At 63.7% G+C, this 16,044-nt stretch carries 13 protein-coding genes and 1 tRNA gene; 7 read left to right on the top strand and 7 right to left on the bottom strand.

The features are described from left to right. Positions 1 to 114: transposase (locus AC1DER_RS05930; RefSeq protein ID WP_477357748.1), on the bottom strand; the 114-nt coding region annotated here is incomplete at its 3' end. A gap of 1,033 nt (positions 115 to 1,147) precedes the next feature. Continuing rightward, positions 1,148 to 5,158, bottom strand: a complete 4,011-nt coding sequence (locus tag AC1DER_RS05925; RefSeq protein WP_477248328.1) for a helix-turn-helix domain-containing protein — start codon at positions 5,156 to 5,158, stop codon at positions 1,148 to 1,150. Between the two features lie 337 nt (positions 5,159 to 5,495). On the opposite strand from AC1DER_RS05925, the gene AC1DER_RS05920 reads away from it, so the two are divergent. Continuing rightward, positions 5,496 to 6,965, top strand: coding sequence for a DNA sulfur modification protein DndB (locus AC1DER_RS05920; protein ID WP_477248330.1), 1,470 nt, complete (start codon positions 5,496 to 5,498; stop codon positions 6,963 to 6,965). Between the two features lie 584 nt (positions 6,966 to 7,549). Here the strand turns inward: AC1DER_RS05920 and AC1DER_RS05915 are convergent. Further along, a tRNA-Phe gene (locus tag AC1DER_RS05915) sits at positions 7,550 to 7,625 on the bottom strand. A gap of 170 nt (positions 7,626 to 7,795) precedes the next feature. On the opposite strand from AC1DER_RS05915, the gene AC1DER_RS05910 reads away from it, so the two are divergent. Further along, positions 7,796 to 8,242: a DUF6491 family protein gene (locus AC1DER_RS05910; protein WP_441815118.1), complete on the top strand. Its 447-nt coding sequence runs from the start codon at positions 7,796 to 7,798 to the stop codon at positions 8,240 to 8,242. 4 nt (positions 8,243 to 8,246) lie between these two features. Here AC1DER_RS05910 and AC1DER_RS05905 read toward each other — a convergent pair whose 3' ends face one another. From AC1DER_RS05905 to ftsY, 4 genes are read right to left on the bottom strand one after another with little or no spacing between them, the layout of a single operon-like run. Beyond that, positions 8,247 to 8,519, bottom strand: a complete 273-nt coding sequence (locus tag AC1DER_RS05905) for an oxidative damage protection protein (RefSeq protein WP_477248332.1) — start codon at positions 8,517 to 8,519, stop codon at positions 8,247 to 8,249. Positions 8,520 to 8,521: 2 nt separating this feature from the next. Then, positions 8,522 to 9,601, bottom strand: a complete 1,080-nt coding sequence (gene mutY / locus AC1DER_RS05900) for an A/G-specific adenine glycosylase (RefSeq protein WP_477248334.1) — start codon at positions 9,599 to 9,601, stop codon at positions 8,522 to 8,524. Then, on the bottom strand, positions 9,598 to 10,875 hold the full coding sequence (locus AC1DER_RS05895; protein ID WP_477248336.1) for an AsmA family protein: 1,278 nt from the start codon (positions 10,873 to 10,875) through the stop codon (positions 9,598 to 9,600). Before AC1DER_RS05895 ends, mutY begins: the two co-directional genes overlap by 4 nt. Positions 10,876 to 10,892: 17 nt before the next feature. Then, complete coding sequence (gene ftsY, locus AC1DER_RS05890; protein ID WP_477248338.1) at positions 10,893 to 12,167, bottom strand: signal recognition particle-docking protein FtsY; 1,275 nt, start codon at positions 12,165 to 12,167, stop codon at positions 10,893 to 10,895. A 65-nt stretch (positions 12,168 to 12,232) separates the two neighbouring features. Between ftsY and rsmD the strand changes: the two genes are divergently transcribed. The 5 genes from rsmD (at position 12,233) to ggt (ending at position 16,044) form a co-directional block, all read left to right on the top strand. After that, on the top strand, positions 12,233 to 12,838 hold the full coding sequence (gene rsmD / locus AC1DER_RS05885) for a 16S rRNA (guanine(966)-N(2))-methyltransferase RsmD (protein WP_477357736.1): 606 nt from the start codon (positions 12,233 to 12,235) through the stop codon (positions 12,836 to 12,838). A gap of 37 nt (positions 12,839 to 12,875) precedes the next feature. Beyond that, on the top strand, positions 12,876 to 13,379 hold the full coding sequence (gene coaD / locus AC1DER_RS05880; protein ID WP_441815112.1) for a pantetheine-phosphate adenylyltransferase: 504 nt from the start codon (positions 12,876 to 12,878) through the stop codon (positions 13,377 to 13,379). 108 nt (positions 13,380 to 13,487) lie between these two features. Then, positions 13,488 to 13,979, top strand: a complete 492-nt coding sequence (locus AC1DER_RS05875) for a hypothetical protein (RefSeq protein WP_477248571.1) — start codon at positions 13,488 to 13,490, stop codon at positions 13,977 to 13,979. Positions 13,980 to 14,059: 80 nt separating this feature from the next. Continuing rightward, positions 14,060 to 14,314, top strand: a complete 255-nt coding sequence (locus AC1DER_RS05870; RefSeq protein ID WP_441815110.1) for a YfhL family 4Fe-4S dicluster ferredoxin — start codon at positions 14,060 to 14,062, stop codon at positions 14,312 to 14,314. Next, complete coding sequence (gene ggt / locus AC1DER_RS05865; protein WP_477248145.1) at positions 14,311 to 16,044, top strand: gamma-glutamyltransferase; 1,734 nt, start codon at positions 14,311 to 14,313, stop codon at positions 16,042 to 16,044. Before AC1DER_RS05870 ends, ggt begins: the two co-directional genes overlap by 4 nt.

Here is a 16,044-nt window from a genome sequence, read left to right as displayed (position 1 = left end):
GTTGGCCCCGATGCCAAGATCACGGGCAATCTGCGAAACGTTCGCCCCTGGCAGCCGGGTCAGGCCCACGGCCTCACGCTTGAACTCTTCGCTGTATCTTTTCCGCTGTCGCATGACACTCCTCCTGCCCCATGATGGGGCTTAACTGAAGTGTCCGTGTTAGCGGGGTAGAACCCGGGGGGCTGATGAAACACCTGGGCCCACCGTCCTACCGGAGGGGGCGCGCGCGCTTGCATAAAGTCCGAAATTGGGAAATTTGCGGAGGTCGCTATGAGAGGTCGAAAGCCCGAGCTTCATGTTGTGAAGTCCAATGTCAGTTCCAACTCCGCGGTTGGCGCGCTAGACCTTGCGCCACCTGGCATGAGTGAGGACCACGCGATCATTTGGCGCCATCTGGTCAGCGTCGCTCCGAGGGGCCATTTGCGGTCATCGGACTCGGTGCTGGTTGCCATGACCGTCCATTCAATTGCTGCCTACGACGCCGCTGTACAAGGCGCGTGGCGAGGCGGGATTCTGGTCCCGGGAGAGCGTGGATCAGTATTCAACCCGAACCTACGGGCCGCGCTCCGGCTTTCTGCGCACACTGTGCGCCTGTTGGAGGCGTTGGGGCTGACTCCTGCTACCGCGGGTAGGACGGAGCGGCGGCAATGAGCGCTGGTTCCCGGCTTTTCCCAGACCCTCCCTCACGTCCTTCCGGCGATCTAGGGGATGACCCGTTTCTGATCTACAGGGATGGTGATGAACAGTGCTCGCTTGGAATGGCTATGTATTACGACCTGGAACAGGATTCAGACTTTCCACCCGGCTACTCTGGTCCTACTAGCAAGTTCGATCCGCGGTACGAGGTGCGGTGCCGTCAACATGGAAAGGGCTTTCTCAGTGAGTGGAGGCGGCCGCGTAGGAAGAAGTGACCAGCGGAATATGACGTTCGTGGTCGCAGATGCCGACATTCGTCGATTGCTGGAAGGCCCGATTGTCTAAACCTCTTCATGGCCTATTAGTCGGACCTAGGGTGCCTATCGGTTGACTCAGTGCGGCAATCTGCAGAGGCACTTGGCCGCCGGCCTGAGGGCTTGGCTCTCCAGGCTTACTTGCGGGTACCTTCAGTCGCGCGCATTCACAGGGGCAGGTGCAAATTCTGATTTCCTCACTCATCTGCCTCATCCATGATGCGTCCCTCTTCCTCTTGCTGTTCGATTGCCTGCAGGGCGTGCCTATGTAGGAGTGAGTACAGCTCGTAGGCGGGTTCTTGCCTCGTTAGACCGGAGAGAACATCGGCTGCCCGGTCCCTCAATGCCAAATCTTTTGGGAACGGCTCGCCTGGCGTACCGGAACGTGACCCGGTGACAGCCGATGCGAACAAGGCGCTACTCGCCTTGTTCAAGGCGTCAATTCCTTGGCTTCGCGCCATGCGCAGCATCCAGATCACAAGATCTTGATGCATGAATACGAAATCCTGAGGCGCTTCCCGAATGACAGCAACTGTGATCGGAGAGCCCGCACGCCCGGCGCCTTCTATCCATTGACGGAAGAAGTCAATAAAGGCCGGGTCATTAACGTTGCAAAGCGCCCTAACCAGATCGCCAAACCAAGAAAGGACGCTTTCGCCTGCCAGCTCTTGCGCAAGCGCCCAATCGAACAAGCGTCGAAGCCACCTGTGCGCGTTCGATTGAAGCATCAGGCCAAACCCGCCGCGCAAGCTTGAGGACCACGGCACAGGTCTGTACGACCAATCCCCACGATCTAGTGCCACGTGTACTCGAGCAATTAGGAACTCGATGACGGTATCCGGGTAGTGCTTCAGTGCTCGCTTGACGAACTCTTGAATCCAATAGTCATCGATCTCCGATAGTGCGACGAGCTTCTCGAGGATCGCTTCTACACACGAAACGTCTATTCGATCAAACGGCATTACATTCTCATCGCCGATCCACATTAGGTAGTCATGCGCGAGTCGCTGAGTTCCTCCAAAATCTGCGGATACCGTCAGCTCAAGTGCGAGGTCGATGTCCACCTGAGACACTTGCCTCACAACGTGTGGCGCCCACATTTGAACTCGTTGCCGATTCGATTGAGTGATGGCGCGCACGACCTGGACGTCGGCGGGCGCGTAGCTAGCCGGTGAGTAGTTTGCATAAGCTTCCGCTGCCATCGACAGGAGCGCCTCGTCGTTTGTGTTCAGTGCATCTTCTACGACGAGGAGAGCTAATTTGTCTTGATCTAGCAGGAGTTTGGCCAATGCGGCCCCTGAGTACCTGCTGGAAACATGGCCGCCATTGCTCATGGCAGTGTGCAGTAGCTCCCTGGCGTAGTCGCTGGAATGACGGATGAGCTCGGCGATGAGGATCTGGGGGGAGGAGTCTGCGTCCAGCAGTACGTCCTTTAGCTGGTGCTCAATGAGCTCATACGCGTCCTTCGCGCCACTTGGTTCCGTCGTCACCTCAACTACAAATTTTTCGAGAACCTGTGAGTGTCGCGCGCGGTGTCCACTCCCAAGGCGCTCGGTCAGGTGTCCCCACCCATCCATCAGCAGGCGCGCTGTCCTAAGGTCAAGGCTCTCATCCAAGCGGGACTGAATCTGCCTCGCCAGAGTCTTCGATTTGCCGGAGCCGTAGTTTGAGTGCCAACTCGTCGAAATCGCGACCTTAACCAGTACGGCAGGTGCGATCTTCTTGGCATCAAGTTCCGAGATGATCGCAGTGAGCGTCCCAGTAAACTCGGACTCCCACTGGTTCAATGTGCGCTCATCGACGGTTGCTCCAAGGAGTCCGTGAGGTCGTCTCAGTGCGTCCTGGAGAACCCGTGCTGCGGCCAAGGCTCGGTCCGTGTTTGGATGGGACAGCAATCCGATACAAGCATCGACGACTTTCTTTCGTACGGGAGCGACGCCTGGCTGCGATACCAGGAATGGGCTCATTGCTATTGCTCTATGTGTCGAGTGGGTTGTGTGGCCCTCGGTCTGTAGGGCGCCGGTTAGGAAGCTCAGGGGGGTGTGGATGCCCTCCCAGCTATCTTCGTATGGGATCAGCGATAGCCCAAAGTCGACGACTTGGTCCATGTAGCGAACTGGCTTCTGAGGTTCAGGTGACGCCAATTCGCTCAGTACGCGGATGCCATGGGATGGCTCTTGGTTGAGTGGCTTGTTGTCGTTCCGGCCCATTTCCCAGAGCATCTGGCAGGCCTCACGAAGGTGGTCGAAGTCGTAGGCAGCGTTGCGCAGGATGTCTGCAATGGACTTGTCGGTGCGGCTCTCTTGCAGCATTCGACGGGCAAAATCCAATGCCTGGCGTGGCTGGTAGTAGGCCACCGCAGCCGCGGCCCGAATATGGGGGTTGCTGTACTTGTCGTGCCACTTGAGGCGTAACCAGAGCTCATCGAGTAGACGACTGTTTCGCGTCGCGCCGCTGGACTTGCGCCAGTCCAGCCTGCCGAAATTCACCAGGATATTCTCTGCATAGGCATCTGGTGCTGCGTCGAATACCGTCGCCGCGAAGCCGGTTGATTGGCCAGCGGAGCTGATGCAGTGATCTTCGACTAGGAAATCCCCAAGCAGGTCCGGCGCGATCCGGCTTACGGGGCCTCGCTCAAAGAGCACACCGGCTTCGCGCAGGCGCTTCAGGATTCGAGTTACTTCGTGTGGAGGAACATTGGCGATATTTCCAAGAGAGTTGATGAGCAGCGCATCGTCTTCCTTGATCGGCTGTAGCAGGGCGATGGCGCCGAGAATTGCGTTAACCGCGCTGGCGTTCATCTTGGAGCTGACGCCGTCTACGGTGGTTTCGACAAGTCGTCGCAGTAGTTCATTGCGGAACGCTTCCTCGTCAATGAGGAATTCGGGAAGAGACTTATCCTGGGCGAGGATCTGGGCCCCGATTACAGTGGCGAGTGGGCAGTCCCGCGTGTAGGCGGCCAAGCGTTGCGCGTAGTCCACTGGCGCCTTAAATCGTTCCAAGGCCTGTGTGGCTAGTTGCTCGCTGTCGGGCTTCGAAAGGCGTTGCAGCTCAATCCTGGAAGTTTCAGTTAGGCCGATGGCGCGCGTTTGCTGCAGCACATGCTGCATGCCGTAGGTCCTGAGAGAGAAGATCAGGCGGCTCTTGTTCCTGGGGTTTGCAACAAAGTCCGCAAGCAGCCCGAGGTCGTCACGGTCGTGTGCATCGTCGCAGATCAGGAGCTTGGAGTTTGAGCCGAGGGCTTCAAAGTCTTTGGCCTTCAGGGGCTCCCGGCTTAGGAAGTAGATCGTCCGACGAGGAGTTGTTGTGGCAATTTGATCCGAGAGCGCCTTCAGGATGCGTGACTTCCCTGTGCCTCCATTGCCGAGGAGGAATATTGCTGAGGGCGTCGTGCTGTTCGCAAACGCAACTAGTTCTCCAAGCTCTTGCTCGCGACCCTGAAGCGCCCAGGAGTGTGAGAAGCCTCGTGTCGATTCAATCTGTCCGGAAAAGAATGCTTCGGGAGTTTGCCAGGGTGAGGGCTCCTGCTCGCCGAGGAGCGCCATTCGCTGGCCCACGAAGAAGGTGTCCACCAGCAGCATTTGGCTGCGCTTGGTGAGTTCAATCCTGGCCTTGCGGCTGATGTCTTCCCGGTCCCAAAGCTGCCAACCTTGGTGCTTCTTGGCCTCTTCGCGTGCTTGGGGGCTTGCGGAGCTGCTCAGAAGAATGACCTTCCTTTCCGCAGGGATGGTCTGCGCCATGACTGCAGCAGCTACCTTCTTAGGCCCGAATGAGGAATGTCTTTTGCACTGGTAGGTTGTTCTGGTCCCATCGACGTGTATGGCGTCGATGTCGATGCCGTATTGAGTGTGTCCCTGTGCGCCGTAGGGGTGTACCTCCGCGTCGTCGCCGTGTAGCAGGGTCACGAACTCGACGCAGAATCGCTCAAATGTTTCCGGCGGCAGCGCGTCCAGAGGCCAGGGTCGATCGAGGCTTAGCTGAGGGGGTGAAAGGGTTGCGTACCCGGCCGCGAGGAGCAGGACGTCGGCTTCGATCCCCAGTACTTCAGCAATTCCGGGTATCTGATCTGCGCGTGGCCTTGATGTGCCTCGCTCCCATCGGCTGACCGTTTGCTGGCGGACGCCCAACGCAGAAGCCAGCTCTGCCTGTTGCGCGAACCCGGCTCCGAGCCGTGCTTGGCCGAAGATGGAACCGAACTTAGCGTCCATGTCCGTCACTCACTAAATGTGTGGTTATTTATGTAACACATTTAATGTGTCATGTGGAAGCCGCATGCCAGCGCTGGATGATTTCTGGCTGGCAGGCCAATGGACTGCGCGCGCACCCAGGACGGCGCTCACGACCCAGCGTTCCACGCGGATCGCTCGATCCGCAAGTCATTGACAGATATGGATGTTTGTCCATGGCATCAAAAAAAAATACCCCATGGATGAAATTTCTTGACAGAAAAATCATCCATGGGGCATTATTGCCTGGCACCCGGGGCGAGTGACGTAGGAATCCTAGCCACGAGTGGAAGCTGCAAACAACTACCAGGAGATAACTATGTACTCGAAGATTGGCGAAATGCCCACCCCTCTCGTTGGCACTGGATCACCCCAGGGCCTCGAAAGTCTCGACAGTCTCGCGGACGCGGGCGACGTCAACGAGACCCCGTTCAATGTCTTCATCGGCCACAACTTGGGGCATCGCGTATTCACGATGTCGGTGCCCTTCCGGAAGTTCGCCGACATCTCGGATGTCGCGAATGACAGGGAGGCTGGACCTGTCGCGCAGCGGCAGTTGGATGAGGGTCACGCAAAAAAGCTCGCCGTGTATATGGTGAAGGGCCTCATCTCTGCCGCGAAGATGCGGCGCGTGGTCGCTGGCAAGGAGGTGCCTGAAACGTTCGACACGCTCCTCCGCATGCTTGGTGAGCAGTCCTACTTCTCCCTGCAGCCTTTGGTATGCAACATCCGGAACGTTCCGCCGGGCGGCACTGGCCAGGGCGGCATCCGTGGGTTCCGCCTCGAAACGGCCGCAGGTGAAACTGCCTCGTTCAAGGTCTACTTGTCGGAGCGTCATACCCTCTGGGTGGTGGATGGGCAGCATCGTCGCCACGCAGCCGACATGGCCATGACATTCCTGGATATGGTGCGCCAGTCGGGCAAGTACCCTGGCAAGGGTGCCGTCCTCTTTGTCGAGAAGGGCAAGCCCGTCACTGAAGAGGAGATGCTTGTCTGGAACGAGGCTTATGAAGCCGCGCGTTCCTATGCGACCTTGACTGTTGAAGTGCACCTGGGGCTGGACATCGAGCAGGAGCGTCAGTTGTTCCATGACCTCAATCGCCTTGGGAAAAAGGTCGATCCTTCTCTGGCGTTTCAGTTCGATGGCTCGAACCCCATTACGCTCTTCATCAAGCACAAGCTGTCAGGGGAGCTCGGAGTCGCGCTTACCGACAGCGAGCCGAAGGACTGGTCTCAGGACTCCGGCGCGGTGCTTCTGAAGGACATGGTCGCAGTCAATGCCATTGCCTTCTTGAACAAGGGCAATGTCGCTGGAGCGACACCAGCAGTGATCGAGCCTCGCGAACAGGTTGTTCTGGACCTGTGGAGCCGGATTATTGAGATCCCGGATTTTGGTACCCATCAGGCGAAGGAGAAGACGGTCGCCGCCCAGGCGGTCGTGCTGAAAGCGCTTGCAAAGATTGCGTATGACCTGAACTTCAATAACCGTCGCCCCGCTGAGGCCGATGACTTGTTCCAGCAGTTTCTGGAACGCATCCCGTCCGTGGATTTCTCGCATAAGAATCCCATGTGGAATTTCTACGCACTCAGTCCGGGGGAGCGGTTGGATGCCGGTTTGCAGGGGCTGGCTGATTACCTTCCCGAAGAGGTCGCCGGAGTCAACCGGGACGTCGGGTCAATGCAGGGCGACTACATGCGCTTCGGCGCCAAGCACAACGACATCTTCCCCATTCTCGGGGACATGATTCGCTGGGCCACCGGTCTGCCGAGCCGCAGGACCGAAGCCTAACTAGATGGGATGGGGCCAGCAATGGGCTGGCCCCACTTGGGCATCGAGTGCGCGTCAGTAGGGTCGCCGCACCATCAATTCGGAAACTCAAAACATGGCAAAGATGATTTCGTGCCTTCTAGAGCGGGCGCATATAAGCATTGAGGCGGCGATTGACATGAAGGAGGCGGGGCAGGTAGCTGACTTCCGCTGCACTGAATGCAATGAACCCGTTCGGCCACACAGGGCGGGGGGCCATGCGGCCGCACACTTCGAGCACCTAGAGCGAAACGCTACTTGCTCTCAGAGCCATACACCCAGAAAGTCTTAAAGGGACTTTGAGTAGGGCGCCCGCACGGCGCATTACTTGTTGGGCGCCGATCTACGAGCGGATATAAACCAGCAAAGCGAGGAATTTCGTTCTGCCAGGGAGCCGCGTTGATCGCAGGCAGGGCATCAATGTGCGCCTTCCAATGCCCGGTAGCTGAGCCTGCTGTCCGAGTGGCTGCTTCGACCTGCTATCTGCCTACTACGCGGTCGATCACGTCCAGAAACGAAAAACCCCGCAAAGCGCTGAAAGCCTTGCAGGGTCTGCGTTTGAACAATGGTGGCCGGGGAGGGAATCGAACCCCCGACACGGGGATTTTCAATCCCCTGCTCTACCAACTGAGCTACCCGGCCATTCCGCGACGGTCAGGCCGTGCGAGGAGCGGAATGATACGGATCGCGGGCGGGCATGGCAAGCCGGATGTGCGCTGAACGGGTTCGCGCCCGGCTGCAGCGGCGGACGCGGGGCGGTGCAAGATTGTGCTGCGTCCCATCAGGCAGCCCGTGCGCTGCAGGAGACCATCATGAAAGCCGTGCTTCTGGCCTGTCTGGCCATCTTTGTTGCCAGTGCCAGCGCCTGCGCCGCCGAATCCCGCATCACCGATACCGACCGCCTCGCGCTGTACCGCGCCCACGCCGGCGCGCCGGTGTCCAACTTCCAGTACTTCGGCCGCCTCGACGGCTGGACGCCGCTGGGCGATTCCGCACTCGCCGTGTGGACCCGGCCCAGCGAGGTCTACCTGCTTGAACTCAAGGGCACCTGCACGGACCTGGACTTCGCCCAGGCCGTATCGCTGACCAACCAGTCCGGGCGGGTCTACCAGAACTTCGACAAGGTCATCGTGCTGGGCCGGTCGACCAATGGCATGCCGTGCTGGATCAAGGAAATCCGTCCGGTCGATGCCAAGGCGCTCAAGCAGGCCGAAAGCGAGAAGCGCGCCGCGCAGACAGCCGAACGCGAGAAGACCTGACGCCTCAGCTTTCCGGTTCGACGTAGCCTTCGGGCTTGGCGGCGCCGCCGCCGAACAGGAACTTTTCCATCTCGCCTGCGAGGAAGGCGCGATGCTTGGGATCGAGCGGCGACAGCCGGTTCTCGTTGATCAGCATGGTCTGGTGCGCCAGCCACGCCGCCCAGGCGGGTTTGCCGATGTGGGCAAAGATGCGCTTGCCCAGCTCGCCCGGCCACGGCACAAAGTCCAGGCCCTCGGTTTCGCGCTTCTCGTATTCGCAGTAGACGGTGCGGGGCATGGTCAAGGTTCCCGGGCGCTGGTTTCCAGCAGTTTGCGGATCGGTGCTGGAATGCCGATCGCGCCCAGTTCTGCGCGTGCGACCCAGCGCAGGTCGTCATTGTCGCCGATCCGGCTGCGCAGTGCGGTGCCGCGCCAGCGCAGTGGCTGCAGCTGCAGCTTGTAGTGGCTGAAAGCGTGGTCGATGGGCGCGAGCACCTGCGCCCGTGCGTAGTCGCCGGTCAGGTGCTGGCGGAACCAGTCCTGCGCGAGCGCATCGTCCTCGGCTTGCGGCAGTGTCCACAGCGATGCCCAGATGCCGCTGGGCGGCCGCCGTTGCAACAGGATGCGGCCGTCGCCGTCTTCGGCCCACAGCACGTGCGCGTACTTCTGCGGCGGCGTCTTGCCGGGCTTGGGCGTCGGCAGTTCAGCGACGCGACCTTCGCGGCGGGCAACGCAGTCGTCCTGCATCGGGCAGATCACGCAGGCCGGATCGGCACGCGTGCACAAGGTCGCGCCGAGATCCATCTGCGCCTGGGTGTAGTCGGCCATCCGCAGGGGTGGCAGTTGCGCGCGGTCGACGTGGTCCTCGGCCAGCGTCCACAGCTTCTTTTCGACTGCCGGCAGGCCGGGATAACCGTCGATACCGTGATAGCGGGTGAGCACGCGCTTGACGTTGCCGTCGAGGATCGCGCAACGCTCGCCCCACGCCTGCGAGGCGATCGCCGCGGCGGTGCTGCGGCCGATGCCGGGCAGGGCGGTGAGTGCATCGAGGTCGCGCGGCAGGTCGCCGCCGTGCAGTTCCACGCAGCGCTTTGCCGCCGCATGCAGGTTGCGTGCGCGGGCGTAGTAGCCCAGGCCGGACCACAGCGCGAGCACGTCATCCAGAGGCGCGGCGGCGAGGTCGGGCAGCGTTGGCAGTGCAGCGACGAAACGTTCGAAGTAGGGTGCCGCGGTCTTCACCTGGGTCTGCTGCAGCATGATCTCCGAGAGCCAGACACGATACGGCGAACGCGGGTGCTGCCACGGCAGGTCGTGGCGGCCGCTGATGTCGAACCAGGCGAGCAGGCGCGCCGGGAACGGATCGGTTGGCAGGGTGCTCATGGCGTCATCGCCTCACCGGGTGTGGGGGCGATGTCTACTTCGACGCCTTCCAGGGTCGCGCCGGCGATGTCGAGCTTCGGCGTCGACAGATGCCCGGCCAGCGGTGGCAGCGGAGTGCCCTGGTCGATGCTGTCGATCCACTGCAGGACTTCAGGCAGCCTGAACTGGCCGTCGAAGCGCGTGGCGTCGCGCTGCAGCTGCAGCGCACTCGTGTCCGACAGGTCGGCGCGGCCGTTGTATTCGTACTTGAACGGTAGCGCCGACACGGAGGACTCCAGCGGCTCCGGCAGTGCCGGCCACGCCTTCGGCCAGTCGGCGATCAGCCCGTCCAGTCGCAACGCGAGCGTGTCGCCGAACGAGAACGCGCCGTGCGCATGCAGGCTCGGGATCGCGTCGCGGCCACGCAGGGCCAGGCCCAGCGGCGTCATGCCCACTTCGCCCGCGTGCAGGCGCAGTGGTCCGGCCAGGCCGAACACGAACGGCAGGTCGGTCTCGCCATCGCGATAGCGGGCAGCCGCGCCCATGCGGATCACGTCGATGCCCATGCCGTCATTGCCGTCGTGCACGCGTCCGGACAGGACCAGGCGCGTTGGCAACGACCACGGTGGCGACTCGACGCCGACCGTGCCGCTGAGGCCGAGTCCGGCGTTGAGAGCGGGGCGGGTCACTGCTGCCTGGAGATCGAACAGCGCGGCGAGCGTGCCGTTGGCGAAGCGACCGCTGATGTGCGCAGCCGTGGCGCGATCGGGATGGAGCGACGGCAGATCAATGGCGAGCGCATCGACCGACCAGCCTTCGCCGATGACGCGGCCGCGCACCACGCGCAGTCCATCGGTAAGCGTGGGAATCCGCGTCTTCGACGGCGGGCGCGCGGCTTGCCAGCGCTGCAGCGCGGCGATGTCGAGTTGCGGCGCATCCACTTCGACGCGGCGCACCGTCAGGTCATTGCCGGCAGCGCGGATCGTCGCCCAGGGAAGTTCCAGTTCGATGCGCTCGGCGCGTAGCAACGGCGTGGGCGCGCCCGGCTGGCGGGCGACCACGTCGCGAAGCTGCAGCATCGGCGTGCCACGCAGGCGGTACTCGCTGGCGCCGGAAGCGGTGATCTCCAGGCCGAGCGTCTTGCCGGCCTGCGCGAGGATCAATCCGGCGACACGACTGGGCTGCCCGACCCAGCGCAATGCCAGCACGAGCAACGCGAACACCACGACCAGCGCGATCAGCAGGGCATTGCGGCGCGAGGGGCGACGCGGGATGGCGGGTTCCGGCGCGGCCATTCGTGGCGTGGACGGCGTCAGACGCCGAGCGACTCTGGCAGCAGGGCGTCGACGAAGGCTTCCGCGTCGAACACGCGCAGGTCTTCCGGGCGTTCGCCGATGCCGGCGAAGCGGATCGGGATGCCGAACTCGCGCGCAAGCGCGAACACGACGCCGCCCTTGGCGGTGCCGTCGAGCTTGGTCACCACCAGGCCGGTCACGCCGACCGCGGCGTGGAACTGGCGCAGTTGCGACAACGCGTTCTGGCCCGTGGTGCCGTCGATCACCATCAACACCTCGTGCGGTGCATTGACGTCGAGTTTCTGGATGACACGCTTGATCTTGCCAAGTTCGGCCATCAGGCCCTGCTGGGTGTGCAGGCGTCCGGCGGTGTCGGCGATCAGCACCTGGGTGCCGCGCGCCTTGGCGGCCTGCAGGGCATCGAAGGCGACCGAAGCGGCATCGGCATTCTGGCCCTGGGCGACCACCGGCACGCCGTTGCGATCGCCCCAGGCCTGCAGCTGGGCGACGGCGGCGGCGCGGAAGGTGTCGCCGGCGGCGAGCATCAGCGGGCGGTTTTCGTCCTTGAAGCGCTTGGCGAGCTTGCCGATCGTGGTGGTCTTGCCGACGCCGTTGACGCCGACGGTCAGCACCACGAACGGCTTGGCTTCGGTGTCGATCACCAGCGGCTGGGCGACCGGGCGCAGCATCGTCAGCAGGTCGGCGCGCAGGGCGGTCAGCAGCGCCTTCGCATCGGCGAACTCGCGCGCCTTCATGCGCTTGCGCAGGGACTCGATCAGCTGCGACGTGGCGCCGACGCCGACATCGGCGGTGATCAGTGCGGTTTCGATCTCGTCGAGCAGGTCGTCGTCGAGCTTGGGGTTGCGCGAGAACAGGCCGTTGAAGCTGCGCGCGAAGCTGCTGCCGCGCAGGCGGTCGCGCCAGCCGTTCTTGCCCGGCGCAGCGGCTGGGACAACAGGGTGGGCGGCGATGGCGGCTTCGGGCGGCAGGACGGGGGCGACGACTGGCGTCTCGACCGTCGCGGCCACCGGGGCGGCCACCGGGGCGACCTGCGGGGCGGCCTGCGGCAGGGCGACCGGATCGACATCGAGCGCGGCGGCGATGATTTCCGCGGGGACGGGCTCTACGGGTGCGGGCTCTACGGGTGCGGGCTCTACAGGCGCGGGCTCGGCTTCCTGTGGCGTCGGGAACGCGGCGGCGAGTTCCTCGATGCTGTAGGCGCCTTCGCTTGCGCCCGGCTTTGCCGCTTCGGCTGGTGTCTGGGGTTTCTTGCGGCGGAAAAAACTGAGCATCGAGGGCAATGTCGGCGAATGCGCGAGAATGCACACATGCTAGCACCGGCCCCCTCCCGACCCCGATGAACAAACCGCCACGTCGCCATCCCACCACTGCCGCCGCGCCGGCCACTGCGGCCCCGGGCAAGGTGCGCCTCATCGGCGGGCGCTGGCGCGGAACGCGTCTCAGCGTTCCGGCCGTGGCCGGTCTGCGGCCGACCTCGGACCGGGTGCGCGAGACCCTGTTCAACTGGCTGATGCCGATGCTGCCGGGCGCACGCGTGCTCGATCTGTTCGCCGGCAGCGGCGCGCTGGGGCTGGAGGCACTGTCGCGTGGCGCCGCCGCCGCGGTGCTGGTCGAGCGCGACCCGGGGCTGGCCGATGCCCTGCGCGCGCTGGCCGCACGCCTGCCCGGGGGCGAGGCCGCGACGGTCGTCCAGGCCGACGCGCTGACCTGGCTGCCGGGCCAGGCCGAGGCCACCTTCGACCTGGCGTTCATCGACCCGCCGTTCGCCGCCGGCCTGTGGGAAGCCGTGCTTCCGATGGTCGTCGCCAGGCTCAAGGCCGACGCCTGGCTGTACGTGGAGGCGCCGCATGACGCAGCGCCGCAATTGCCCCCGGACTGGCGACTCCACCGCGAAGGGCGGACCCGGGAGGTCCGATTTGCCCTGTACCGGCGGGTGGTCTAAGCCACTGTTACACTTCCGTCACCTGTCGACGACCCGAATGACCGTGGCCCGAAACCGAATCGCCGTCTACCCCGGTACCTTCGACCCGATCACCAATGGCCATATCGACCTGGTCGACCGCGCCGCTCCGCTGTTCGAGCGCCTGATCATCGGTGTCGCCGAGAGCCCGGGCAAGAGCCCGGCACTGCCACTGGACCTGCGTGTCGAACTGGCCCGCAAGGCCGTGGCCCATCACGACAATGTCGAGGTCCGCGGCTTCGACAGCCTGCTGGCCCACTTCGTCGACCACGTCGGCGGCGGCGTGCTGCTGCGCGGCCTGCGCGCTGTGTCGGACTTCGAATACGAGTTCCAGCTGGCCAGCATGAACCGCCACCTGATTCCGGAAGTCGAGACGCTGTTTCTGACGCCGGCCGAACAGTACGGCTTCATTTCCTCTTCGCTGGTGCGCGAGATCTCCCGCCTGGGCGGCGACGTCTCCGGTTTCGTGCCGCCGGCGGTCGCCACCGCGTTGCAGGCGCAATGGCAACGCAACCACCGTTGATCGATCGCAACTGCGCCAAGACAGACGCGATCGAAGAATCCAGATCCTCCACCTGCTCCACCATTGAAATTCCACCAGCTCGAACCTGAAACCAAGAAGGGGAACCCGATGAAGACCACCACCCGCCTGTTGCTGCTCGCTTGCCTGTCGATGCCGTTGCTGGTTGCCTGCAACAAGGGCGAAGACAAGGCCGCCGCCGCCGTCGTTGCGCCGCTGGCCGCGCCGACCGGCACCGACAGCACCGCCTGGGACACCTACCTGACCGAAGTGGTCAAGCGCAACATCGAAGGCGCCACCAACGTCTACCTGTACACCCTGCCTGACCCGGCCGGCGCCGATTTCGAAGGCGAGTACGCCCGCCAGCTGGAGAAGGCGCAGGGCGACGTCGCCCGCGGTGGCGTCGAAGGCACGCTGCTGGCGTTCGGCTCGCAGAACTCGGCCAAGTCGGCCGACCTGGCGATCGCCTCGTTCGCCCAGGCCCAGCCGGGCACGATGAAGGGCGTGCGCCTGATGTTCATCGGCGCCAGCGCCGACAGCGAGCGCGTCAAGGCTGCCGTCGAGCCGTCGGGCGCGAAGTACGAGTTCATCGAAGCCAAGTGACGTTCCGGGGCGTGGCCGCCTTCGCGGCCACGCCTCTCCCGGAACGTCATCCCCGCGAAGGCGGGGATCCAAGGACGTCCATGTCCCTCAAGATCAACGAGCTTTGCGTCAACTGCGATGTCTGCGAGCCGGCTTGTCCGAACCAGGCGATTTCGCAGGGCGAAACCATCTACGTGATCGATCCGGCGCGCTGCACCGAATGCGTCGGACATTTCGACGAACCCCAGTGCGTGGTCGTCTGTCCCGTCGAGTGCATCGACCCCGACGCGGAACACCCCGAATCCAATGAACAGCTGCTGGCCAAGCTCGCGCGCCTGCAGCAGGAGCTGAAATGATGCGTCAAGCGTTGCGTGCGCTGGTGAGCGCCAGTGTGTTGTCCGCAGGTCTGCTGATCACCGCAACCACCGCAACGCTACCGCTTCACGCGGCGCAGAAAGCGGCCCAACCCGCCGGCCACCCGCCTGGCGTTGCCATCGCCAGCGCCCATGCACTGGCCACCGATGCCGGCATGGAGATGATCCGCGCCGGTGGCAATGCCTTCGACGCGGCGGTGGCGGTATCGGCGACGCTGGCCGTGGTCGAACCGATCAGCTCGGGCATCGGCGGTGGCGGCTTCTTCCTGCTGCACGATGCCAGGAGCGGCAAGGATGTCTTCGTCGACGCGCGCGAAACCGCGGTGGCCGCGGCGACGCCGGCGGCCTACCTCGACGACAAGGGTGAGCTCAACCGCGACCGTGCCACCAACGGCCCGTGGTCGGCCGGCATCCCCGGCCTGCCTGCGGCGCTCGTGCACGTGTCGGGCAAGTACGGCCGGCTGCCGCTGAAGACCACGCTGGCGCCGGCGATCCGCATCGCCCGCGAAGGCTTCGAGGTCTATCCGCGACTCGAGCGCGGCTACGGCAGCCGTCGTGACGTGATGGAACGCTACCGCGGCACGCGCGAGGTGTTCCTGGCCGACGGCACTCCGGTCAAGGCCGGCGAGATCCTCAAGCAGCCCGATCTGGCGCGCACGCTGGAACTGCTCGCCGAGAAGGGCTTCGACGGTTTCTATCGCGGCGAAGTCGCGGCAAAACTGCTCGCCGCCGTGAAGGAAGAAGGCGGACAGTGGCGTGCAGAGGAACTGGCCGGCTACCGCGTCAAGGAACGCGAGCCGCTGCACTTCCAGTACCGCGACTGGACCGTGACCACCGCGCCGCCGCCGTCGTCGGGCGGCGTGGCATTGGCGGAAATGTTGCAGATGCTGTCGGGCTGGGATCTGGCCAAGCTCGACGACGCGCACCGCACCCATGTGATCACCGAAGCGATGCGTCGCGCATTCCGCGACCGCACGATCTACCTCGGCGATCCGGACTTCGTGAAGATGCCGCTCGCCCGCCTTGTCAGCGCCGACTATGCCGCCGGCCTGCGCGCGACGATCCATCCGGAGAAGGCCACGCCCAGCGATCTGCTGCCGGGCCAGCCGGCGCCGCTGGAAGACGACGAGACCACGCATTTCTCGATCATCGACGCCGCCGGCAATCGCGTCTCGACCACGCAGACGGTCAACCTGCTGTACGGCTCGGGCATGGTCGCACCGGGCACCGGCGTGCTGCTCAACAACGAGATGGACGACTTCGCCCTGCGCCCCGGCACGCCCAACGCGTTCGGCGTGATGGGCTTCGCCGCCAACGCACCCGCGGCCGGCAAGCGCATGCTCAGCTCGATGACGCCGAGCTTCATCGAGTCCAAGGACAAGCTGGCGGTGATCGGCGCGCCGGGCGGCAGCCGCATCATCACCGAAGTGCTGCTTGGCATTCTGGGTTACGACGCCGGCCTGGGTGCACAGCAGGTCGCGGCGCTGCCGCGCATCCACCACCAGTGGATGCCGGACGTGATTTCGGCCGAGAAGAACACGCTGGATGCGCAGACAGTGTCGGCGCTGGAAGCGATGGGCCACAAGGTCAACGCCGGCGAGAACACCTGGGGCAACCTGCAGACCGTGTCCTGGGACAAGCGCAGCAATGTCCTGGAGGCGGGAAGCGATCCGCGCAATCCGGTGGGGAAGGGCGCGGTCGAAGGGCGCTGA

This window comes from Lysobacter sp. 05T417 (genome assembly GCF_056396405.1).
This window is presented reverse-complemented; position numbering and strand designations above follow the sequence as displayed.

Coding starts and splice junctions, on each gene's coding strand:
- AC1DER_RS05925 (WP_477248328.1), bottom strand. CDS start 5,158: ATGGACGCTAAGTTCGGTTCCATCTTCGGCCAAGCACGGCTCGGAGCC.
- AC1DER_RS05920 (WP_477248330.1), top strand. CDS start 5,496: ATGTACTCGAAGATTGGCGAAATGCCCACCCCTCTCGTTGGCACTGGA.
- AC1DER_RS05910 (WP_441815118.1), top strand. CDS start 7,796: ATGAAAGCCGTGCTTCTGGCCTGTCTGGCCATCTTTGTTGCCAGTGCC.
- AC1DER_RS05905 (WP_477248332.1), bottom strand. CDS start 8,519: ATGCCCCGCACCGTCTACTGCGAATACGAGAAGCGCGAAACCGAGGGC.
- mutY (WP_477248334.1), bottom strand. CDS start 9,601: ATGAGCACCCTGCCAACCGATCCGTTCCCGGCGCGCCTGCTCGCCTGG.
- AC1DER_RS05895 (WP_477248336.1), bottom strand. CDS start 10,875: ATGGCCGCGCCGGAACCCGCCATCCCGCGTCGCCCCTCGCGCCGCAAT.
- ftsY (WP_477248338.1), bottom strand. CDS start 12,167: ATGCTCAGTTTTTTCCGCCGCAAGAAACCCCAGACACCAGCCGAAGCG.
- rsmD (WP_477357736.1), top strand. CDS start 12,233: ATGAACAAACCGCCACGTCGCCATCCCACCACTGCCGCCGCGCCGGCC.
- coaD (WP_441815112.1), top strand. CDS start 12,876: ATGACCGTGGCCCGAAACCGAATCGCCGTCTACCCCGGTACCTTCGAC.
- AC1DER_RS05875 (WP_477248571.1), top strand. CDS start 13,488: ATGAAGACCACCACCCGCCTGTTGCTGCTCGCTTGCCTGTCGATGCCG.
- AC1DER_RS05870 (WP_441815110.1), top strand. CDS start 14,060: ATGTCCCTCAAGATCAACGAGCTTTGCGTCAACTGCGATGTCTGCGAG.
- ggt (WP_477248145.1), top strand. CDS start 14,311: ATGATGCGTCAAGCGTTGCGTGCGCTGGTGAGCGCCAGTGTGTTGTCC.